20 protein-coding genes are annotated in these 21,770 nt (G+C 68.7%); 11 read left to right on the top strand and 9 right to left on the bottom strand.

Annotation, left to right across the window (positions count from 1 at the left end):
- The first annotated feature begins 39 nt into the window (after nt 1–39).
- The 5 genes from ACLZN2_RS09540 (at nt 40) to trxA (ending at nt 4,860) form a co-directional block, all read left to right on the top strand.
- Nucleotides 40–1,731, top strand: coding sequence for a protein kinase family protein (locus tag ACLZN2_RS09540; RefSeq protein ID WP_416977928.1), 1,692 nt, complete (start codon nt 40–42; stop codon nt 1,729–1,731).
- A 20-nt stretch (nt 1,732–1,751) separates the two neighbouring features.
- Nucleotides 1,752–2,477 (top strand): RNA polymerase sigma factor SigM, encoded by a 726-nt coding sequence (sigM, locus tag ACLZN2_RS09535; RefSeq protein WP_416977927.1) that lies wholly within the window; start codon nt 1,752–1,754, stop codon nt 2,475–2,477.
- Nucleotides 2,474–3,346, top strand: coding sequence for a hypothetical protein (locus ACLZN2_RS09530; protein ID WP_416977926.1), 873 nt, complete (start codon nt 2,474–2,476; stop codon nt 3,344–3,346). Before sigM ends, ACLZN2_RS09530 begins: the two co-directional genes overlap by 4 nt.
- 166 nt (nt 3,347–3,512) lie before the next feature.
- A complete protein-coding gene (trxB, locus tag ACLZN2_RS09525) occupies nt 3,513–4,481 on the top strand; it encodes a thioredoxin-disulfide reductase (RefSeq protein WP_416977925.1) in 969 nt (322 codons plus the stop codon).
- A 46-nt stretch (nt 4,482–4,527) separates the two neighbouring features.
- The gene (gene trxA / locus ACLZN2_RS09520; protein ID WP_055632129.1) at nt 4,528–4,860 is read left to right on the top strand and encodes a thioredoxin; all 333 of its coding nucleotides are present in this window, start codon (nt 4,528–4,530) and stop codon (nt 4,858–4,860) included.
- A 92-nt stretch (nt 4,861–4,952) separates the two neighbouring features.
- Here trxA and ACLZN2_RS09515 read toward each other — a convergent pair whose 3' ends face one another.
- The 9 genes from ACLZN2_RS09515 to rpmH form a co-directional block, all read right to left on the bottom strand.
- Nucleotides 4,953–5,570: a GNAT family N-acetyltransferase gene (locus ACLZN2_RS09515; RefSeq protein WP_133911126.1), complete on the bottom strand. Its 618-nt coding sequence runs from the start codon at nt 5,568–5,570 to the stop codon at nt 4,953–4,955.
- Nucleotides 5,571–5,906: 336 nt separating this feature from the next.
- The gene (locus ACLZN2_RS09510) at nt 5,907–7,004 is read right to left on the bottom strand and encodes a ParB/RepB/Spo0J family partition protein (RefSeq protein ID WP_416977924.1); all 1,098 of its coding nucleotides are present in this window, start codon (nt 7,002–7,004) and stop codon (nt 5,907–5,909) included.
- Nucleotides 7,001–8,074, bottom strand: coding sequence for an AAA family ATPase (locus tag ACLZN2_RS09505; protein ID WP_416978085.1), 1,074 nt, complete (start codon nt 8,072–8,074; stop codon nt 7,001–7,003). Before ACLZN2_RS09505 ends, ACLZN2_RS09510 begins: the two co-directional genes overlap by 4 nt.
- A gap of 307 nt (nt 8,075–8,381) precedes the next feature.
- Nucleotides 8,382–9,098, bottom strand: a complete 717-nt coding sequence (gene rsmG, locus ACLZN2_RS09500; RefSeq protein ID WP_416977923.1) for a 16S rRNA (guanine(527)-N(7))-methyltransferase RsmG — start codon at nt 9,096–9,098, stop codon at nt 8,382–8,384.
- Nucleotides 9,099–9,217: 119 nt separating this feature from the next.
- The gene (locus ACLZN2_RS09495; protein WP_416977922.1) at nt 9,218–9,727 is read right to left on the bottom strand and encodes a protein jag; all 510 of its coding nucleotides are present in this window, start codon (nt 9,725–9,727) and stop codon (nt 9,218–9,220) included.
- A gap of 15 nt (nt 9,728–9,742) precedes the next feature.
- Nucleotides 9,743–11,017, bottom strand: coding sequence for a membrane protein insertase YidC (gene yidC / locus ACLZN2_RS09490; RefSeq protein ID WP_416977921.1), 1,275 nt, complete (start codon nt 11,015–11,017; stop codon nt 9,743–9,745).
- 3 nt (nt 11,018–11,020) lie between these two features.
- The gene (gene yidD / locus ACLZN2_RS09485) at nt 11,021–11,374 is read right to left on the bottom strand and encodes a membrane protein insertion efficiency factor YidD (protein ID WP_416977920.1); all 354 of its coding nucleotides are present in this window, start codon (nt 11,372–11,374) and stop codon (nt 11,021–11,023) included.
- Entirely contained in the window at nt 11,371–11,742 is a 372-nt protein-coding gene (gene rnpA / locus ACLZN2_RS09480) for a ribonuclease P protein component (protein WP_416977919.1), read from the bottom strand. Before rnpA ends, yidD begins: the two co-directional genes overlap by 4 nt.
- A gap of 21 nt (nt 11,743–11,763) precedes the next feature.
- Nucleotides 11,764–11,901, bottom strand: coding sequence for a 50S ribosomal protein L34 (rpmH, locus tag ACLZN2_RS09475; protein ID WP_003956500.1), 138 nt, complete (start codon nt 11,899–11,901; stop codon nt 11,764–11,766).
- Nucleotides 11,902–12,299: 398 nt separating this feature from the next.
- Between rpmH and dnaA the strand changes: the two genes are divergently transcribed.
- The 6 genes from dnaA to gyrB all read left to right on the top strand — a co-directional run bounded on the left by dnaA (nt 12,300) and on the right by gyrB (nt 21,763).
- Nucleotides 12,300–14,258 (top strand): chromosomal replication initiator protein DnaA, encoded by a 1,959-nt coding sequence (dnaA, locus tag ACLZN2_RS09470; RefSeq protein ID WP_416977918.1) that lies wholly within the window; start codon nt 12,300–12,302, stop codon nt 14,256–14,258.
- A 1,012-nt stretch (nt 14,259–15,270) separates the two neighbouring features.
- Complete coding sequence (gene dnaN / locus ACLZN2_RS09465) at nt 15,271–16,401, top strand: DNA polymerase III subunit beta (RefSeq protein WP_416977917.1); 1,131 nt, start codon at nt 15,271–15,273, stop codon at nt 16,399–16,401.
- Between the two features lie 247 nt (nt 16,402–16,648).
- Nucleotides 16,649–17,524 carry a phosphogluconate dehydrogenase (NAD(+)-dependent, decarboxylating) gene (gene gnd / locus ACLZN2_RS09460; RefSeq protein ID WP_416977916.1) on the top strand — a complete coding sequence of 292 codons (876 nt, stop codon included), beginning with the start codon at nt 16,649–16,651 and terminating at the stop codon, nt 17,522–17,524.
- A 36-nt stretch (nt 17,525–17,560) separates the two neighbouring features.
- Complete coding sequence (recF, locus tag ACLZN2_RS09455; protein ID WP_416977915.1) at nt 17,561–18,718, top strand: DNA replication/repair protein RecF; 1,158 nt, start codon at nt 17,561–17,563, stop codon at nt 18,716–18,718.
- Nucleotides 18,715–19,245 carry a DUF721 domain-containing protein gene (locus ACLZN2_RS09450; RefSeq protein WP_416977914.1) on the top strand — a complete coding sequence of 177 codons (531 nt, stop codon included), beginning with the start codon at nt 18,715–18,717 and terminating at the stop codon, nt 19,243–19,245. Before recF ends, ACLZN2_RS09450 begins: the two co-directional genes overlap by 4 nt.
- Before the next feature lie 454 nt (nt 19,246–19,699).
- Nucleotides 19,700–21,763 carry a DNA topoisomerase (ATP-hydrolyzing) subunit B gene (gene gyrB / locus ACLZN2_RS09445; RefSeq protein ID WP_416977913.1) on the top strand — a complete coding sequence of 688 codons (2,064 nt, stop codon included), beginning with the start codon at nt 19,700–19,702 and terminating at the stop codon, nt 21,761–21,763.
- The last annotated feature ends 7 nt before the right edge of the window (nt 21,764–21,770 follow it).

The following is a 21,770-nucleotide window of genomic DNA, read 5'->3' as shown; positions in this document are numbered from 1 at the left end:
GGTCGGCGGCGCGCATTGGATGGGGAGGCAGGAACGACGGTGGCGGAACGGAGCACGGCTGCCGTCGACGTGGCAGACAACAGCGGCGACGAGCCGCTGACCGCACAGGCGGACCAGTCCACGGCCGACGGGGTGGCCAAGAACCGGGAGCGGGACACGGACAGCGACGAGGCACAGGGGAGTGGCGGGACCGAGCATCCCGGGAAGGCCTCAGCGCCTGAACTGCACAGCGGCCACAAACTCGCCAGACGGTACCGCCTGGAGGAGTGCGTCACCCGTCTGGACGGTTTCAGCAGTTGGCGTGCGGTCGACGAGAAACTCCGCCGCGCCGTGGGGGTTCACATCCTGCCCGCGGACCACGCCCGCGCCCGCTCGGTGCTGGCCGCGGCCCGTTCCTCGGCGCTGCTCGGCGACCCTCGTTTCGTCCAGGTCCTGGACGCCGTCGAGGAGAACGACCTCGTCTATGTCGTCCACGAATGGCTGCCCGACGCCACCGAACTGACGACGCTGCTCGCGTCCGGCCCCCTGGAGCCGCACGACGCGTACCAGATGGTCAGTCAGATCGCCTCGGCGATGGCCGCCGCGCACCGTGAGGGTCTGTCGCATCTGCGGCTGAACCCCACCGCCGTCCTGCGCACCTCCACCGGCCAGTGGCGCATCCGCGGTCTCGCGGTCAACGCCGCTCTGCGCGGCATCACCTCGGACACCCCGCAGCGCACCGACACGGAGGCGATCGGCGCCCTGCTGTACACGGCGCTCACCCAGCGCTGGCCGTACGAGAACGACGCCTACGGTCTGTCCGGGCTACCCAAGGACGTCGGTCTGATCGCGCCCGACCAGGTCCGCGCCGGCGTCCACCGGGGTCTGTCCGAGCTGGCCATGCGCGCGCTCGCCAACGACGGGGCGACCGCGTCCCGGCACGAGGCCGCGTGCACCACACCGGAGGAACTGGTGAAGGCGATCGGGGACATGCCCCGCATCCGCCCGCCGGAGCCCGCGTTCACCGCGCCGCCGGAGTATCAGCGCACGACGTACCAGCAGGGCACCTACGGCCGCCCCGCGCCCCACCCGGGCGCCACCCAGCCGGTCCCGGCCCCGCCGCCCCCGCTGCAGAGCCGCACCGGCCGCGCCCTGAAGTGGGCGGTGTCCGCTCTGCTCATCGCCGCGCTCGGCCTGGGCAGCTGGCAGCTCGCGGACGCCCTGATGGACCAGGGCAAGTCCGAGGACACCAACAAGACGCAGACTACGGACGACGACGGCGACAAGAGTCCGACGAAGCCCGCCAGCCAGCCGATCACCATCGCGGGCGCCCGGGACTTCGACCCCTTCGGAGACCGGTCCGAGAAGCCTTCCGACATACAGAAGGCCTACGACAACAGCCCCTCGACGTACTGGCAGACGGACTTCTACAAGGGTGCCAACTTCGGGAACCTGAAGCCGGGCCTCGGCATGATCCTCGATCTCGGCAAGGTGCAGCAGGTCGGGAAGGTGACCGTCACCTTCGTGGGGAAGACGTCCGTCGAGCTGCGTACCGCCTCCAGCACGGCCGGCTCGGAGCCCACGTCCTTCGACGCCTACACGAAGGTCGCGGGCGGCTCCGGCACGACCGTGACGCTCACTCCGTCCCAGTCCGTCAAGACTCGCTACGTACTGGTCTGGCTGACCGAGCTGCCGCTGACCGACGACGGGAACTACCGTGGCCGAGTGGCGGACATCGAAGTAGCCAGCTGAGGCCGAGGGGAGGGGGTCCGATGGCGGAGAGCGCCGGATATGACGCGGCCAGCGATCAGGACCTCCTCGCCCAGCACGTGGAGGGCGACCCGGACGCCTTCGGTGAGCTTGTGCGACGTCACCGGGACCGACTCTGGGCCGTTGCCCTGCGGACGCTGGGAGACCGCGAGGAGGCCGCTGATGCCGTCCAGGACGCCCTGGTCTCGGCCTACCGGGCCGCCCACACCTTCCGCGGCCAGTCCGCCGTCACGACCTGGCTGCACCGCATCACGGTGAACGCCTGTCTGGACCGGGCCCGCAAGGCGGCCTCACGCAAGACCTCGCCGGTCGACGACACGGAGCGCCTGGAGCAGCTGCTCGAACCTCACGAGTCGGCCGCCGCCCCCGCGGAGCGCAACGACGTGCACCGCCAGCTCTTCGAAGCGCTCGGTGCCCTCCCGCCCGACCAGCGGGCCGCTCTCGTCCTGGTGGACATGCAGGGCTACCCCGTCGCCGAGGCCGCCCGCATCCTCGATGTGCCGACCGGAACCGTGAAGAGCCGCTGCGCCCGGGGCAGAGCCAGGCTCCTGCCGCTTGTCACCCATCTACGGCCGGAAAACACCGGCGACGACGAGGAGAGCGGCGGAGGACGGAACCGGGCGCAGGGGACATCCGTCCCATCGGCAGCGGGCCCTCCCGACAAGAAGTCGGACGGCACCGAATCAGGCGATTCAGCAGCGGTGAAGGGCGGAGGTGGGCGAGCGTGACATCGACGCCGGACACGACCGGGCACCCGGACGTCACGGAGATCTCCGACCTCACCGAGGGCCTGCTCGCGCCTTCCCACAGCGCCGATATACGCCGGCACCTCAATGGCTGTGAGCTCTGCGCCGACGTCCACGCGTCGCTCGGGGAGATCCGCGGTCTGCTCGGCACAGTCTCCGATGCGCCCCGGATGCCGGAAGACATCGCCCGCCGCATCGATACCGCACTCGCCGCCGAAGCGGTTGTTGGTGCCGCGACCGACAGCGAGGCCGCGGACGCCAAGGCGTCCCATGTTTCACGTGAAACAGCGATCGCTGCGGACCGGCCCTCGGGGCATGCCCGCCCCGCCACCACGGGACCGGGGCGCAAGAGCGGCAATCGGGGCGGGCGCCGCAGGATCGCCGTCCTGGGCGCCGTCCTCGGTGCCGCCGCCCTGGGGCTCGGTGGCGTCCTGCTGTCCTCACTGTCGGGAGGCGGGGGACCGGGCACCTCCGCGCAGGGGCAGTCCACCGCCGCCGACACCTTCGCCCAGAGCTCCCTGGAGCAGGAGGTCACGGATCTCCTTGGCGAGGCCCAGGGGTCCAAGGATCCGAACAGTCTGGGCATCGAAGGCAGCACCGGCAGCCCCCGGACCAAGGTCTACACGGAGCCCACCGTCCCCCCCTGCGTCCAGAAGGGCATCGGCCGCAACGACGCGGCCCTCGCCACCGAGGAAGGCGTGTACAAGGGAACGGACGCGCTTCTCGTCGTGCTGCCCGACACCTCCGACAGCACCAGGGTCGACGCCTATCTCATGGACAGGACCTGCGTCACGCATCCTTCGTCAGGCCCGGCCAAGATCCTTCTGAAGGACTCCTACACCCGTCACTGACGGCCCACCTGCGCCTCCGTCTCTCGCGGCTCTCCCCAGGGGGTCCTCCCTCCGTGCGCCCGGACACACCGGGAATGCGCGCCCCTTAGGATCCGTTGGGTGGGGTGAGAGTTCAGAGCAGCTCCCACCGGTCGAACGACGCAGACCAGAGACGAGGAACAAAGCCGTGAGCGACGTCCGTAACGTGATCATCATCGGCTCCGGGCCCGCCGGCTACACCGCCGCGCTCTACACCGCGCGCGCGTCGCTGAAGCCGCTGGTGTTCGAAGGCGCCGTCACCGCGGGCGGTGCCCTGATGAACACCACCGAGGTGGAGAACTTCCCCGGCTTCCAGGACGGCATCATGGGCCCCGAGCTCATGGACAACATGCGCGCCCAGGCCGAGCGCTTCGGTGCCGAGCTCATCGCGGACGACATCGTCTCCGTCGACCTCACCGGTGAGATCAAGACCGTCACGGACACGGCCGGAACGGTCCACCGCGCCAAGGCCGTCATCGTCACCACCGGCTCCCAGCACCGCAAGCTCGGCCTGCCGAACGAGGACGCCCTTTCCGGCCGCGGTGTCTCCTGGTGTGCCACGTGTGACGGGTTCTTCTTCAAGGACCAGGACATCGCCGTGATCGGCGGTGGCGACACCGCCATGGAGGAAGCCACCTTCCTCTCCCGCTTCGCCAAGTCCGTCACCATCGTCCACCGCCGGGACACCCTGCGCGCCTCCAAGGCGATGCAGGAGCGCGCCTTCGCCGACCCGAAGATCAAGTTCGTCTGGGACAGCGAGGTCGCCGAGATCCAGGGCGACCCGAAGCTGGCCGGTCTGAAGCTGCGCAACCTCAAGACCGGGGAGATCTCCGACCTGGCGGTCACCGGTCTGTTCATCGCCATCGGCCACGACCCGCGCACCGAGCTCTTCAAGGGCCAGCTCGACCTGGACGAGGAGGGCTACCTGAAGGTCGCCGCGCCCTCGACCCGGACGAACCTGACCGGTGTCTTCGCAGCCGGTGACGTGGTGGACCACACCTACCGCCAGGCCATCACCGCGGCCGGAACCGGCTGCTCCTCCGCTCTCGACGCCGAGCGCTTCCTCGCCGCCCTCGCGGACGCAGAGCAGGCCGAGCCCGAGAAGACCGCTGTCTGACACCCCCCTCTCCCGCCCCACCGCACAAGGAATGAAGGAGCCCCCTGTGGCCGGCACCCTGAAGAATGTGACCGACGCCGACTTCGATGAGGTCGTCCTCAAGAGCGACAAGCCCGTTCTGGTGGACTTCTGGGCCGAGTGGTGCGGCCCGTGCCGCCAGATCGCTCCGTCCCTCGAGGCCATCGCCGCCGAGCACGGCGACAAGATCGAGATCGTCAAGCTCAACATCGACGAGAATCCGAACACGGCCGCGAAGTACGGCGTCATGTCGATCCCGACGCTGAACGTCTACCAGGACGGCGAGGTCGCCAAGACCATCGTCGGCGCCAAGCCGAAGGCCGCGCTCGTCCGCGACCTGGAGACCTTCATCTCCGAGTGACGCACTGTTCCACGTGAAACGACGCACTGTTCCACGTGAAACAGGAGAAACACGAAGGGGCCGGTCCTGGTGGACCGGCCCCTTCGTCATGCCTACAGCGGTCGTAGCGCCGGCTCCTTCTGTACGGCGCCCAGCAGCCGGTCCAGGGCCATTTCCACGTCTTCCTTCCAGGAGAGCGTGGTCCGCAGTTCCAGTCTCAGCCGAGGGTGGCGGGGATGCGGCCGTACCGTCTTGAAGCCCACGGCCAGGAGATGATCGGCGGGGAGCAGACAGCCCGGTTCCTTCCAGCGCGCGTCACCGAACGCCTCGATCGCCTTGAAGCCCCGCCGCAGCAGATCCTTCGCGACCGTCTGCACCATTACCCGGCCGAGCCCCTGCCCCTGGTATCCCGGCATGATGAACGAAGTCATCAGCTGCACGGCGTCCGGCGCCACGGGACTCGTGGGAAACGCCGTCGAGCGGGGCACATAGGCGGGCGGCGCGTAGAGGACGAACCCCACGGGACGGTCGTCGACGTACACCACCCGGCCGCACGATCCCCAGTCCAGCAGGACGGCGGAGATCCAGGACTCCTTCTCCAGAGCGGCCGTGCCCGCCTTCAGCGCGGCCGCACCCCTGACGGGATCCAGCTCCCAGAAGACACACGAGCGACAGCGTTTGGGAAGGTCCTGAAGGTTGTCCAGCGTGAGCGGTACGAGCCGACGCCCCATGAAGGCTGTTCCTCGCTTCCTTCGCCCGCGGCGTCGCGAGCGGCTGTCAGAGCGCTGCGTTCCCTGAGCAGGCTGCCGACGAATCCGCCGACCGCGCCCAGTCCCAGCCCCGCGCTCACCAGTCCGGTCCGGCTCATCGTTCGCATGGCCCCCGCCTCCCATGTCGAGGTGCTGCCTGGTGGATGCGCCATACCCTCTCGCATCGTATCCACGATGAGATTCCCGTCGATACCGACTGAACGCAAAGAGCGAGCCGTGTTCCGGACACACCGGGCACGGCTCGCTCAGACGATCGCCAGGCCGACCTATGACGGGGTCGCAGCGCCGGCCGGTGACTCAGTCGTCCGCTTCCTCGGAGTCAGTCTCCTCATCGAGCCCCTTCTGCAGGGCGAATCCCTCGCCCGGGGCCAGCGTGCCGAGGATCCGCTCCAGGTCGTCCACCGAGGCGAACTCGACGGTGATCTTGCCCTTCTTCTGCCCCAGGTCGACCTTCACCCGGGTCTCGAAGCGGTCCGAGAGCCGGGTGGCGAGCTCCGACAGCGCCGGGGAGACCAGGGCACCGGCACGCGGCTTCCGGGCGCGCTGGGCCGTCTGCGGCCGGGAGCCCATGAGGGTCACGATTTCTTCGACGTTCCGCACCGAGAGGCCCTCGGCCACGATCCGGTGGGCCAGCCGCTCCTGCTCCTCCGCGTCCTCCACGGAGAGCAGCGCCCGCGCGTGCCCGGCGGAGAGCACACCCGCCGCCACCCGGTTCTGAACGGCCGGCGAGAGCTTCAGCAGCCGCAGTGTGTTGGAGACCTGCGGGCGGGACCGGCCGATGCGGTCCGCCAACTGATCGTGCGTGCAGTTGAAGTCCTTCAGCAACTGGTCGTAGGCGGCTGCCTCTTCCAGCGGGTTCAGCTGCGCCCGGTGGAGGTTCTCCAGGAGTGCGTCCAGCAGAAGCTTCTCGTCGTCCGTGGCCCGCACGATCGCCGGGATCGCCTCAAGCCCCGCCTCACGGCAGGCCCGCCAGCGCCGCTCGCCCATGATGAGCTCGTAGCGCCCGGGGCCCAGCTGCCGTACGACGACCGGCTGGAGGAGACCGACCTCCTTGATGGAGATGACGAGTTCTTCCAGCGCGTACTCGTCGAAGACCACGCGGGGCTGCTGCGGGTTCGGCGTGATCGCATCAAGGGGGATCTCGGCGAAGTACGCACCGATGGGAGGCGCGAGCGTCTCCACCGCATCGTAGGCCGACGGCTCCTCTGTTTCACGTGAAACAGTCGGCAGTGCGGCCACCTTGGCCGCGGCCACCCCGCGGTCGGAGTTCGGGCCCGGGACAGCCACCGGGGACGCGGAGCCCGCCACTGCGGTCTGCGCCGGCGTCTTCTCCGTCGGGGCGGCAGGGATCAGTGCGGCGAGACCACGGCCCAACCCCCTCCGTCGCTCATTCACTGGATCCCCTCCACCATGCTCGGATTGTTCTGAGCGCCGATATGGGCGTGAGTGGCGTCATAGCTGATGCCCACACCCTTCAGCGCGATCTCTCGGGCGGCCTCAAGATAGGAGAGGGCACCGCTCGATCCTGGATCGTAGGTCAGCACCGTCTGCCCATAGCTCGGCGCCTCGGAGATACGGACCGAGCGAGGAATGCTCGTCCGCAGCACCTCGTCACCGAAGTGGGTGCGCACCTCCTCGGCGACCTGAGACGCCAGGCGCGTCCGGCCGTCGTACATGGTGAGCAGGATGGTCGACACATGCAGGGCGGGGTTGAGGTGCCCCCGCACCAGGTCGACGTTGCGCAGCAGCTGGCCCAGTCCTTCCAGCGCGTAGTACTCGCACTGGATCGGGATCAGAACCTCCGCACCCGCCACCAGCGCGTTGACCGTCAACAGGCCGAGCGAGGGCGGGCAGTCGATGAGGACGTAGTCCAGCGGCTGCTCATAGGCCTGGATGGCCCGCTGCAGTCGGCTCTCTCGGGCCACCAGGGACACCAGCTCGATCTCCGCACCGGCGAGATCGATCGTGGCGGGGGCGCAGAAGAGGCCTTCGACATCGGGGACCGGCTGGACGACTTCCGCGAGTGGGCGGCTCTCGACCAACACGTCATAGATGGACGGGACCTCGGCGTGATGGTCGATCCCCAGGGCAGTGGACGCGTTGCCCTGCGGGTCGAGGTCGACGACGAGGACGCGGCCGCCGTGCAGAGCCAACGAGGCCGCAAGGTTCACGGTCGTCGTGGTCTTGCCGACCCCGCCCTTCTGGTTGGCGACCACGATGATCCGGGTCTGCTCCGGACGTGGCAGACCCTCGCCGGCGCGGCCCAGTGCCTCCACCGCCAGTTGGGCAGCACGACCGATCGGAGTGTCGTCCATCGGGGGCGGTGTTTCACGTGAAACATCCTCCCCCAAGGACTCGGTACGGGGACCGGGGACCGGATCGGCCATCGGTCCCGCGATGTTGGCGTCGGACCGCAAGGATTCACTCTCCTCGACTTCAAGCTCGCAATGAACAGAGCCTGCCATGTCTTCGGGGTCGCGAACCAGTGAGGCCTGTTGTTCTGTGGAGAAATCCACCTGTGTGGACAACTCCACTCCCGCTTTGAGTGAACGGAGGGGCTTTCGTTCGCGGGGTTCGGCCGCGGCGCGACCGCGGCTGATGATGCCGTGCAGCAGGGAGCGACGTTTCACGTGAAACACGATGCACAGCGCCTACGGCCGAACGGACGCGACACTCCGTCATACGTAGGTGGGGCAGCTTGTGTGGAGTACGTCTCACCACCGAGTCCGCCCCACGACCGCGTCCGACCCACCACCTGACATCAACGACGGCTCAGCGTCGACGGCGTGCCCGCCCCGTCCGTGCCGCCTTCGCCCGCTTGGCCGCGAACCTCACACCGCCTGGGCTCTCCCCGACCTCGACCCGCACCACCGTGGAGAGCGGATCGACGACGCCCTCGCCGACCTGGAGGATCGAGGTGGTGACCGCGCCCAGCTTGCTCAGGGCGGTGGCCGCGCTTTTCAGCTCCTCCTCGGCGGTGTCGCCCTTGAGAGCGAGCATCTCACCGTAGGGACGCAGCAGCGGGATGCCCCAGGTCGCCAGACGGTCCAGGGGAGCCACGGCACGGGCGGTCACCACATGCACGGGCGGAACCTTGCCCATGACCTCCTCGGCACGGCCGCGGACCACCGTGACATGGTCCAGACCGAGGAGTTCGACGACCTCGGTGAGGAAGTTCGTGCGCCGCAGCAGCGGCTCCAGAAGAGTGATCTTCAGGTCCTCGCGCACCAGCGCCAGGGGGATGCCGGGCAGTCCGGCGCCGGAGCCCACATCGCACACGGTCACCCCCTCGGGCACGACCTCGGAGAGCACCGCGCAGTTGAGGATGTGCCGCTCCCACAAGCGGGGCACCTCACGCGGGCCGATGAGGCCGCGCTGCACACCGGCCTCGGCCAGGAGCTCGGCGTACCGGACCGCATCCGCGAAGCGATCACCGAATACCTCGCGTGCCACCTCGGGCGCAGGGGGGAGCTCCGCTGCCTCCGTCACGGGGACCGTCCTTCCGTACCGCATCGGCACATCCAGCGCCGACCATCAGAACCACCAGGCTGACAAAGACCGGCCCCGCCTGCGCTACAGACGGGGCCGGGGTGACGTACGTACCGAATCTAGTTGGGGAGCACGACGACGAAGCGCTGCGGCTCCTCGCCCTCGGACTCGCTGCGCAGGCCCGCGGCCTTCACCGCGTCATGGACGACCTTGCGCTCGAAGGGCGTCATCGGCTTCAGCTTCACGGGCTCGCCGCTGTTCCTGGCGTCGGCCGCGGCCTTGGCGCCCAGCTCGGAGAGCTCGGCGCGCTTCTTGGCGCGGTAGCCCGCGATGTCCAGCATCAGCCGGCTGCGGTCGCCGGTCTCCCGGTGCACGGCAAGGCGCGTCAGCTCCTGCAGCGCCTCCAGCACCTCGCCGTCCCGGCCGACCAGCTTCTGCAGGTCACGGGCGCTCGTGTCGCTGATGATCGACACAGAGGCGCGGTCGGCCTCGACGTCCATGTCGATGTCGCCGTCGAGATCGGCGATGTCCAGCAGACCCTCGAGGTAGTCCGCCGCGATCTCGCCCTCCTGCTCCAGGCGGGTCAGGGTGTCTGCACCCTCGGCAGCGGAGGTGGTGCCTTCCGTCACGGGATGGGCTCCTTCTTACTTCTTGGACGGGGACTTGGGGCGCTGCGGGCCGCCCTTGCGCTGCCCGGACTGGGCCTTGCTGCGGCCACCGCCGGTACCGGCCTTGGGAGCGGTCTGCCGGGCGGCGCCGGAGGGCTTGTCGTCCTCGGGCTCGTCGGACTTGCTCAGCGAGGTGGTCTCGCCGGCCGCCTTGGGGCCGCCGTGCTGGCGCTGGGACTTGGTCTGCCGCTTCGGCTGCTGGCGCTTGGCGGCGGCCGCGGTCGTGGTGGTGCCGTCCTCGGTCTCCACGACGGTCTGGGCGTCGCTCTTCATCACGGTGCCGTCGGCCTGGGCCGCGAGGCCCGCCTTGGTCAGACCGTTGATGAACTTGCGCTCGGCCTCGTTGCGGTCGCGGCCCTTGGCGACGATGGCCTTGATGATGGTCTTCTCGCTGCGGCGGCGGGCCTTGCCGGCATGCGTCACGTGCTTGTACAGCCGCTCCAGGTACGCGGCCTGGGCCTTGGAACCCGGGGTCGGGTTGTTGTGGATGACGTACATCTGCTGGCCCATGGTCCACACGTTGGTGGTCAGCCAGTAGACGAGGACACCGACGGGGAAGTTGATGCCGAAGACGGCGAACATGACCGGGAAGATGTACATCAGCATCTTCTGCTGCTGCATGAACGGCGTCTTCACCGTGGTGTCGACGTTCTTCGTCATCAGCTGGCGCTGGGTGAAGAACTGGGACGCCGACATCAGGACGATCATGATCGCGGTGACGACCCGCACATCGGTGAGCGAGGCGCCGAGGGCCTCGACCTCCGAGGCGCTGTCGGTGAACTTCGCGGCCAGCGGAGCGCCGAAGATGTGCGCCTTCTGAGCGCTCTGCAGCAGGCTCTCGTTGATCACACCGACGGTGTCACCGTTCGCGATGCCGTTGAGCACGTGGTACAGGGCGAAGAAGAACGGGGACTGCGCCAGGATGGGAAGGCACGAGGAGAGCGGGTTGGTGCCCGTCTCCTTGTACAGCTTCATCATCTCTTCGGACTGACGCTGCTTGTCGTTCTTGTAGCGCTCCTGGATCTTCTTCATCTCGGGCTGGAGCGTCTGCATGGCCCGGGTCGCCTTGATCTGCTTCACGAAGAGCGGGATCAGGCAGATGCGGATCAGGATCACCAGAGACACGATCGACAGGCCCCAGGCCCATCCGGTGTCAGGGCCGAAGATCTTGCCGTACACCGTGTGGAACTGGACGATGACCCAGGAAACGGGTGTCGTGATGAAGCTGAAGAGGCTGGCAATCGTGTCCACTAATCATGCTCCTTGGGCATGGGACGGGGTCTCTGCGGCCGGGCTCGGGGAAACACTCTCCTCGGTGGCCGTTTCGGCGGCGGAGGTCCCGCCCCTGCGTGCACGCCAGGCGTCCCGCAGCATTTCGTGCCACCGCGGGCGCTTCCGCGGCGGAACATGGTCCACACCCCCCAGCGACCACGGGTTGCACCGCAGGATGCGCCAGGCGGTGAGTGCCGTTCCCTTGATCGCGCCGTGCCGGTCGATGGCCGTGTATCCGTAGTGGGAACACGACGGGTAGTACTTGCAGACCGGCCCGAGCAGCGGACTGATCGTCCACTGGTAGAGCTTGATCAGGGCCAGCAGCGGGTACTTCATCGCGCGCCCCCTCCCAGCAGCCGTTGAAGGGCGGCATCAAGGTCTTGGGCCAGCTGTGCGTGGTCGGCGTCGCCCGCACCGGGCAGCGCCCGTACGACTACCAGGCTACCGGGGGGCAGGAGAACGACCCGATCGCGCATCAGATGACGCAGTCTGCGCTTCACCTTGTTGCGCACGACCGCTCCACCCACGGCCTTGCTCACGACGAAACCCGCACGCGTCGGGGGAGCGCTCTCCCCAGGCGCGTGCGGGTCCATGGCACCGCTTCGAAGGTGGACGACGAGCGTCGGGCGTCCGGCCCGGCGGCCCCGTCGTACCGCGGTCGCGAAGTCCTCGCGCCGCCTCAGCCGGTTCTCGGTGGGCAGCACGACGGCATGACCTGACCGGGATCAGGCGGACAGACGGGCGCGACCCTTGCTACGGCGGGACGCGAGAATCGCGCGGCCGGCACGGGTGCGCATACGCAGCCGGAAGCCGTGGGTCTTGGCGCGACGACGGTTGTTCGGCTGGAAGGTGCGCTTGCTCACTCGGGGGCTCCAGAAATCAAATCGGTGTGGCGGGTGCCGTCCTGGCTGTCACCGTGCGCCCACGAGTAGCTCTCGTTACGCCCGAGTGCACCGCTTCCCGATCACCTGAAGCGATCTGTGCCCATCGGAGGCAGGCGGCAGCAGCCATCGACAACTCGACCTGGTTACGGTACGCGCGGCTGCGCCATCCGGTCAAACCAGGGGTCGCCGGGAGACACTATCCACAGCCTGGGGACAACAACTTGAACCGCACCCGTCGCCCTGACTACCGTGACTGGACTCCGATTCGTTCCTTTGACCCCTGGTTCCCGACTCGCAGTTCTCGGCCCCCGCCGAGGTGAATCCCGATTCGTCCCGCAACCACACGTTCGTGGGACCCCCACGAGAGAGCGTGCCCTGTGGCTGACGTACCTGCCGATCTTGCCGCAGTGTGGCCACGAGTACTGGAGCAGCTCCTCGGTGAGGGCCGTGGTCAGGGTGTCGAGGTGAAGGACGAGCACTGGATCCGGCGCTGTCAGCCGCTCGCGCTGGTCGCCGACACCGCCCTGCTGGCCGTACCGAACGAATTCGCCAAGGGCGTACTGGAGGGCCGGCTGGCCCCGGTCGTCAGCGAGACGCTGAGCCGCGAGTGCGGCCGCCCGATCCGTATCGCGATCACCGTGGACGACTCCGCCGGCGAGCCCCCGGCCCCGCCGGCGCCCCCTGTCCAGCAGCAGCCACAGCCGCGCTACGAGGAGCCCGAGCTCCCGTCCGGCCCGTACGACGGCCCGTACGACGAGCCGAAGGGCCGCTACGACAGCACGTACGACAATTCCTACGACAGCGCTTACGACGGAAGCTACGGTCGGCACCGCGCCGAGCCGCGCCCGGGTCCTGTCGGGGAGGGTCCGCGCGGGGACCAGCTGCCGACCGCTCGGCCCGCGTATCCGTCGGAGTACCAGCGCCCGGAGCCGGGCGCCTGGCCGCGGCCCCAACAGGACGAGTACAGCTGGCAGCAGCAGCGGCTCGGTTTCCCTGAGCGCGATCCGTACGCCTCGCCGGCCCAGGACCCCTACAGGTCGCCGTCGGCGGACTCCTACTCCCAGGATTCCTACGGTCAGCCGCCGCAGGACTACCGGCCGCAGTCGATGGAGCGGCCTCCGTACGACTCTGCCCCCTACGAGCAGAAGCGGCCCGAGTACGACCAGCGGGACGCGGGCCGGCGCGAGCTGCCCGACCTGTCGTCCGGCTCGAACGCGCCGCAGCGGCCCGGCGGACCCGGGGTGCCCGGGGTGCCCGGATCCTCGACCTCGCCGTCGCCATCGGCGGGCGGGCCCGGTGAGCCGACCGCGCGGCTGAACCCCAAGTACCTGTTCGACACGTTCGTCATCGGCGCGTCCAACCGCTTCGCGCACGCGGCCGCGGTCGCCGTGGCCGAGGCACCCGCGAAGGCGTACAACCCCCTCTTCATCTACGGCGAGTCGGGGCTCGGCAAGACGCACCTGCTGCACGCGATCGGACACTACGCGCGGAGCTTGTATCCCGGCACGCGCGTGCGGTACGTCAGCTCGGAAGAGTTCACCAACGAGTTCATCAACTCCATCCGCGACGGCAAGGGCGACAGCTTCCGCAAGCGGTACCGCGAGATGGACATCCTGCTCGTGGACGACATCCAGTTCCTCGCGGACAAGGAGTCGACGCAGGAGGAGTTCTTCCACACCTTCAACACGCTCCACAACGCCAACAAGCAGATCGTGCTGTCCAGCGACCGGCCGCCCAAGCAGCTGGTGACGCTGGAGGACCGGCTTCGGAACCGTTTCGAGTGGGGTCTGATCACCGATGTCCAGCCGCCCGAGTTGGAGACGCGGATCGCGATCCTGCGCAAGAAGGCGGTGCAGGAGCAGCTCAACGCCCCTCCGGAGGTACTGGAGTTCATCGCCTCGCGGATCTCGCGGAACATCCGTGAGCTGGAGGGCGCGCTGATCCGGGTGACCGCGTTCGCCTCGCTCAACCGGCAGCCGGTGGACCTGGGCCTGACGGAGATCGTCCTGAAGGACCTGATCCCAGGCGGCGAGGACTCGGCGCCCGAGATCACCTCCACGGCCATCATGAGCGCCACCGCCGACTACTTCGGCCTCACGGTCGAGGACCTGTGCGGGACCTCGCGCGGGCGGGCCCTGGTGACGGCCCGGCAGATCGCCATGTACCTGTGCCGCGAGCTGACGGACCTCTCGCTGCCGAAGATCGGCGCGCTGTTCGGCGGCCGTGACCACACCACGGTCATGCACGCCGACCGCAAGATCCGCAATCTGATGGCCGAGCGCCGGTCCATCTACAACCAGGTGACCGAGCTGACCAACCGCATCAAGGCCGGCTGACCGCCGTACGACGCCGCGGAGGGCGCCCCCGGAGCTGATCCCNTACAACCAGGTGACCGAGCTGACCAACCGCATCAAGGCCGGCTGACCGCCGTACGACGCCGCGGAGGGCGCCCCGGGAGCTGATCCCGGGGCGCCCTCCGCGTGTGCGGGGACGCCGTGGTGCGTCCTTGGAGGGGCCTGGGGAAGACCGTGCGTCCCGGCCGTGCGTCCTGGGCCCGTCATCCGCTGTTCGATTTCCGGCCGGGTTACGGCCACTCTCCACAGATTCGGTGACTTTTTCCCGTCCACACCCTGGGGACCCGGAAGTTGTCCAGACTGTATCCACAGGCGAGCCTGTGGGAGGAGCATCGAGCCAGGTCAACAGGTTGTGGATTCGTGGACGAAGGACGTCCACAGGCTGTGGACAAGAAAACCTTCCACAGGCTGTGCACGAAGTTGTCCACCGGCAACCCACAGGCTGGGGCCGGTTGTCCCCAGCGATCAGCGGTTTCTCCACATCCCTGTCCACTGTTCGGCAAGCTGACGCGCCTCCTCACCGTGTCGAGTGAAAGGCGTCACACGAAGTTGCCGGGTTGGGCTGTGGGAAAGGTGGGTAAAGCTGGGGACAACGCTGGGGAGAACTCGCCCCTCCCTGTGCACGGAGTGTGCAGAACTTTCTGTTCTCCACAGACGGCCCCGGTTGTCCACCGCCTCCACCCACAGGGCCAGTGGATAAAAAATCGCCTCTGAGCTGCGAAAACAGGGTTATCCACGGTATCCACAGGCCCTACTACTACTGACGACTAGAGAGAGCCAGGAATCCGTTTCGAAGTGGGTCCTGTGCACAACTCGCTCTCCGGCGTCCGGCTGCCCCTCGTCACGACTTGACCCCGAGAGGCACCTACTGTCAGTGCGGTGCGTCAGACTGGTCCCCGGTGGTCCTTCCCTTCACAGGGGTCGATCACACCGACACCAGACAGACGAAGCCAGGCAGGCCTAGAAGCGCCGGCAACAGCAGGAGGCGGCAAGAGTGAAGATCCGGGTGGAACGCGACGTACTCGCGGAGGCAGTGGCCTGGGCGGCGCGCAGCCTCCCGGCCCGTCCGCCGGCGCCTGTCCTCGCCGGCCTGCTGCTGAAGGCCGAGGACGGTGCGCTGAGCCTCTCCAGCTTCGACTACGAGGTCTCCGCGCGTGTGTCCGTGGAGGCCGAGGTCGAGGAGGAGGGCACGGTCCTCGTCTCCGGCCGTCTGCTCGCGGACATCTGCCGCGCGCTCCCCAACCGGCCGGTGGAGATTTCCACAGACGGTGTACGGGCGACCGTGGTCTGCGGCTCCTCGCGGTTCACCCTCCACACCCTGCCTGTGGAGGAGTACCCGTCGCTGCCCCAGATGCCCAACGCGACGGGCACCGTCCCCGGCGAGGTCTTCGCCTCCGCGGCCGCCCAGGTGGCGATCGCCGCCGGCCGTGACGACACGCTCCCCGTCCTCACCGGTGTGCGCATCGAGATCGAGGGCGACACCGTCACCCTCGCCTCCACCGACCGCTACCGCTTCGCGGTCCGTGAGTTCCTGTGGAAGCCGGAGAACCCGGACGCCTCCGCGGTCGCCCTGGTCCCCGCCAAGACGCTCCTGGACACCGCCAAGGCGCTCACGAGCGGCGACAGCGTCATCCTGGCGCTCTCCGGATCGGGCTCCGGCGAGGGCCTGATCGGTTTCGAGGGCGCGGGCCGCCGGACGACCACCCGTCTCCTCGAGGGCGACCTGCCGAAGTACCGCACGCTGTTCCCGACCGAGTTCAACTCCGTCGCCGTGATCGAGACCGCCCCCTTCGTGGAGGCCGTCAAGCGTGTGGCCCTGGTCGCCGAGCGCAACACCCCGGTGCGGCTCAGCTTCGAGCAGGGTGTGCTCATCCTGGAGGCCGGCTCCAGCGACGACGCACAGGCTGTGGAAAGGGTCGACGCGCAGCTGGAGGGCGACGACATCTCGATTGCCTTCAACCCGACCTTCCTGCTGGACGGCCTGAGCGCGATCGACTCCCCCGTCGCCCAGCTGTCCTTCACGACCTCCACCAAGCCCGCGCTGCTCAGTGGCAAGCCGGCGGTGGACGCCGAGGCGGACGAGGCGTACAAGTACCTGATCATGCCGGTGCGGTTGAGCGGTTGAGCGGCGCTGGGGCCGGGCGGGGGTGGGTTTCTCCACCGGCGTTGGCCGGGTGCCGCTGCGCCCACCCGTGCCGCCTGGGGGTACCTCCCAGGCCCTTAGGGCACTGGGGGAGGCACGATTGCCCGCAGTTCTGTGAGGCGTACGTTTGAGCGCGTATGCCCACAGGTGTGCGTGAGCGTCCGGGTTTAGGCTCGGACATGGGTACGAAGGTGCCCCACACGCCACACAGCGACCTAAGGAACAACTGATGGAGCTCGGTCTCGTCGGCCTCGGCAAGATGGGCGGCAACATGCGCGAGCGGATACGCCGCGCAGGCCACACCGTCGTCGGATACGACCGCAACCCGGACCTCGCCGATGTCCACAGCCTCGAAGAACTTGTGGGCAAGCTCGAGGCCCCGCGCGTGGTGTGGGTGATGGTCCCCGCCGGTGCCGCCACCCAGTCGACGATCGACGAGCTGGCCGAGCTGCTGGAGCCGGGCGATGTCGTCGTGGACGGCGGCAACTCCCGCTGGACGGACGACGAGAAGCACGCGGAGGAACTGGCCGCCAAGGGCATCGGCTTCGTCGACTGCGGTGTCTCCGGCGGCGTCTGGGGCCTGGAGAACGGCTACGCGCTGATGTACGGCGGCGACGCGGAGAACGTCGCCAAGGTGCAGCCGGTCTTCGACGCGCTCAGGCCCGAGGGCGACTTCGGCTCGGTGCACGCCGGCAAGGTCGGCGCCGGCCACTTCGCCAAGATGGTCCACAACGGCATCGAGTACGCCATGATGCAGGCCTACGCCGAGGGCTGGGAGCTGCTGGAGAAGGTCGACTCCGTCACCGATGTGCGCGAGGTCTTCCGCTCCTGGCAGGAGGGCACCGTCATCCGGTCCTGGCTGCTCGACCTCGCGGTCAACGCCCTCGACGAGGACGAGCACCTCGACAAGCTGAAGGGCTTCGCCCAGGACTCCGGCGAGGGCCGCTGGACCGTCGAGGCCGCCATTGACAACGCCGTGCCGCTCCCCGCGATCACGGCCTCGCTGTTCGCGCGGTTCTCCTCCCGCCAGGAGGACTCCCCGCAGATGAAGATGATCGCGGCGCTGCGCAACCAGTTCGGCGGCCACGCGGTCGAGAAGAAGTAACTGCCCGAGGACTCTGGGGGAGGTCGGCGAACGACCATGCACGTCACGCATCTGTCGCTGGCCGACTTCCGCTCGTACGCCCGGGCCGAGGTTCCGCTCGACCCGGGTGTCACCGCGTTCGTCGGCCCCAACGGCCAGGGCAAGACGAACCTCGTCGAGGCCGTCGGCTACCTCGCCACCCTCGGCAGCCACCGGGTCGCCTCCGACGCGCCCCTGGTCCGCATGGGCGCCGACCGCGCGATCATCCGGGCCCAGGTCCGGCAGGGTGAGCGGCAGCAGCTCGTCGAGCTGGAGGTCAACCCCGGCAAGGCCAACCGCGCCCGCGTCAACCGGTCCTCGCAGGTCAGACCCCGGGACGTGCTGGGCATCGTACGGACTGTCCTGTTCGCGCCCGAGGACCTCGCGCTGGTCAAGGGAGATCCCGGGGAGCGGCGGCGGTTCCTGGACGAGCTGATCACGGCCCGCTCGCCGCGCATGGCGGGGGTGCGGTCGGACTACGAGCGCGTTCTCAAGCAGCGCAACACCCTCCTGAAGTCCGCGGCCCTCGCCCGGCGGCACGGTGGGCGAAGGGGGGCACCTCCCGCGCGAGCGGATTCGAGCGTGGAGGCGGATCTGTCGACGCTCGACGTGTGGGACCAGCACCTCGCGCGTGCGGGTGCCGAGCTGCTCGCGCAGCGGCTCGACCTGGTCGCCGCGATCCAGCCGCTCGCCGACAAGGCGTACGAGCAGCTGGCGCCGGGCGGCGGACCGGTCACCCTGGAGTACAAGCCGTCCGCGCCCGGCGAGGCGCACACGCGCGAGGACCTCTACGCGCAGCTGATGGCGGCGCTCGCGGACGCCCGCAAGCAGGAGATCGAGCGGGGCGTCACCCTGGTAGGACCCCACAGGGACGATGTGTTGCTCAAACTCGGGCAACTGCCCGCCAAGGGATACGCCTCCCACGGCGAGTCCTGGTCCTACGCGCTCGCGCTGCGGCTGGCCTCGTACGACCTGCTGCGGGCCGAGGGCAACGAGCCGGTACTGGTGCTCGACGACGTGTTCGCGGAGCTGGACGCGCGCCGCCGGGAGCGGCTGGCCGAGCTGGTCGCGCCCGGGGAGCAGGTGCTGGTGACGGCGGCCGTGGACGACGACGTACCGCAGGTGCTGAGCGGGGCGCGGTACGCCGTGGCGGACGGGACGGTGGAGCGCGTATGAGCGAGCAGGAGCCCCGCAGGACGCCCGAGCCCTCCGGTGTCGACCTCGCGCGCGTGGCGCTGCGGGCGGCGCGCGAGCAGGCACGCGCGCGTGGGGACGCCGCGCAGCAGAAGAAGCAGGCACGGCGCGGAGGCGGTCTGCGCTCCGGCGCGCGGGCGGACGGGCGCGATCCCATGGCGCTCGGCGCGGCGATCAACCGGCTGCTGAACGAGCGCGGCTGGGAGGCGCCGGCCGCGGTGGGCGGGGTGATGGGGCGCTGGCCCGAGATCGTCGGCGAGGACGTGGCCAAGCACTGTGTGCCGGAGCGGTACGACGAGGACGAGCGGGTCCTGGTGGTGCGCTGCGACTCCACGGCCTGGGCGACGAATCTGCGGCTGCTGGCCCCGACCCTGGTCGCCCGGCTCAACGAGGACCTGGGGCACGGCCGGGTCCGGCAGATCAAGGTGCAGGGTCCCGGCGGCCCGGCGCGCCGTTACGGCCCGCTGCGCGCCCCGGGGAGCACCGGCCCCGGCGACACATACGGGTGATCTGCATCACGTTCTGCGTCACGTAGGGACGGNNNNCCCCGGCCGTCCCTACGTGTGTCCGGATATTGCCCGGATGTCGGCCGAAGGGTGCCCGTGGATGCACGCGGTCATTCGCCCACAGCCTGTGGACAAGCGCTCAAACCGCCCGCACACGGGGCCGATTTCCGAGCTGACCCGTCGGTAGCCAAGGGTTGACACCCGGAAGCGCTGAGTGCCTCCGTGAGCCCCTTAGAGCCCCCATCCGTATATCGGGACCCGTCGGAGACCGGTTGAGGGCGGCACATCCGGACTCAGGTACCGGCAAACCCCCATCACTGTCAGTGCTACCGGTAGACTGGAAGCCAATCCCGCCCCAAACGTGGGGACCGCCCGGGACAAGCTGAGCAACGCTGATCAAGGCTTACCAACGCAACATGCCGCAGCCGCTCCGGCAACCTGCCGAGGAGCCTGGCTCGTGCTGTGCCAGAAAGGGCGCTTCGTGGCCGATTCCGGCAACCCCAACGAGAACAACCCGTCCACCGACGCCGGCGTGAACGGCGAGGTCACCGCCTCGTACGACGCCAGCGCCATCACCGTCCTCGAGGGCCTGGACGCGGTCCGCAAGCGCCCCGGTATGTACATCGGCTCCACGGGCGAGCGTGGTCTTCACCACCTTGTGTACGAGGTGGTCGACAACTCCGTCGACGAGGCGCTGGCCGGCCACGCGGACACCATCGACATCACGATCCTGGCCGACGGCGGCGTCCGTGTCATCGACAACGGCCGTGGCATCCCGGTCGGCATCGTCCCGTCCGAGGGCAAGCCGGCCGTCGAGGTCGTGCTGACCGTGCTGCACGCGGGCGGCAAGTTCGGCGGCGGCGGCTACGCGGTCTCCGGCGGTCTGCACGGCGTCGGCGTCTCCGTCGTGAACGCCCTGTCGTCCAAGGTCGCGGTCGAGGTCAGGACCGACGGCCACCGCTGGACGCAGGACTACAAGATGGGCGTCCCCACGGCGCCCCTCGCCCAGCACGAGGCCATCACGGAGACCGGAACCTCGGTCACCTTCTGGGCCGACCCGGACATCTTCGAGACCACCGAGTACTCGTTCGAGACGCTCTCCCGGCGCTTCCAGGAGATGGCGTTCCTCAACAAGGGTTTGACGATCAAACTCACGGACGAGCGAGAGTCGGCGAAGGCCGTGACCGGCGCGGACGAGGCGGGCGCGGACGAGAAGTCCGAGGTCAAGACCGTCACGTACCACTACGAGGGCGGCATCGTCGACTTCGTGAAGTACCTCAACTCCCGCAAGGGCGACGTGGTGCACCCGACGGTGATCGACCTCGAGGCCGAGGACAAGGAGCGCGCCCTCTCCCTCGAGGTCGCCATGCAGTGGAACAGCGGTTACAGCGAGGGCGTGTACTCCTTCGCCAACATCATCCACACGCATGAGGGCGGCACGCACGAGGAGGGCTTCCGCGCGGCCCTGACCAACCTGGTCAACAAGTACGCGCGTGACAAGAAGCTGCTCCGCGAGAAGGACGACAACCTCACGGGCGACGACATCCGCGAGGGTCTGACCGCGATTATCTCGGTCAAGCTGAGCGAGCCGCAGTTCGAGGGCCAGACCAAGACCAAGCTGGGCAACACGGAGGCCAAGACCTTCGTCCAGAAGGCGGTCTACGAGCACCTCCAGGACTGGCTGGACCGCAACCCGGTCGAGGCGGCGGACATCGTCCGCAAGGGCATCCAGGCGGCCACCGCGCGCGTGGCGGCCCGCAAGGCCCGTGACCTGACGCGTCGTAAGGGCCTGCTGGAGAGCGCCTCGCTCCCGGGCAAGCTCTCCGACTGCCAGTCGAACGACCCCATCAAGTGCGAGATCTTCATCGTCGAGGGTGACTCCGCCGGCGGCTCGGCCAAGTCCGGCCGCAACCCGCAGTACCAGGCGATCCTCCCGATCCGCGGCAAGATCCTCAACGTCGAGAAGGCCAGGATCGACAAGATCCTGCAGAACCAGGAGATCCAGGCGCTGATCTCCGCCTTCGGCACGGGTGTGCACGAGGACTTCGACATCGAGAAGCTCCGCTATCACAAGATCATCCTGATGGCGGACGCCGACGTCGACGGCCAGCACATCAACACCCTGCTGCTGACCTTCCTGTTCCGCTTCATGCGGCCGCTGGTCGAGGCCGGACACGTGTTCCTGTCGCGGCCCCCGCTGTACAAGATCAAGTGGGGCCGGGACGACGTGGAGTACGCGTACTCCGACCGCGAGCGCGACGCCCTGATCGAGATGGGCCGCCAGCGCGGCAAGCGCATCCGCGAGGACTCCATCCAGCGCTTCAAGGGTCTCGGCGAGATGAACGCCGAGGAGCTGCGCGTGACCACGATGGACCAGGAGCACCGCGTCCTCGGCCAGGTCACCCTCGACGACGCCGCCCAGGCCGACGACCTGTTCTCGGTCCTCATGGGCGAGGACGTCGAGGCCCGCCGCCAGTTCATCCAGCGCAACGCCAAGGACGTCCGCTTCCTCGACATCTGAGTCGGTC

Origin of the sequence: Streptomyces sp. T028, from assembly GCF_048159505.1 — a bacterium.
Taxonomy (GTDB): Bacteria; Actinomycetota; Actinomycetes; order Streptomycetales; family Streptomycetaceae; genus Streptomyces.
The sequence above is the reverse complement of the archived record's forward strand: the minus strand, read 5'-3'. Positions and strand labels throughout refer to the sequence as shown.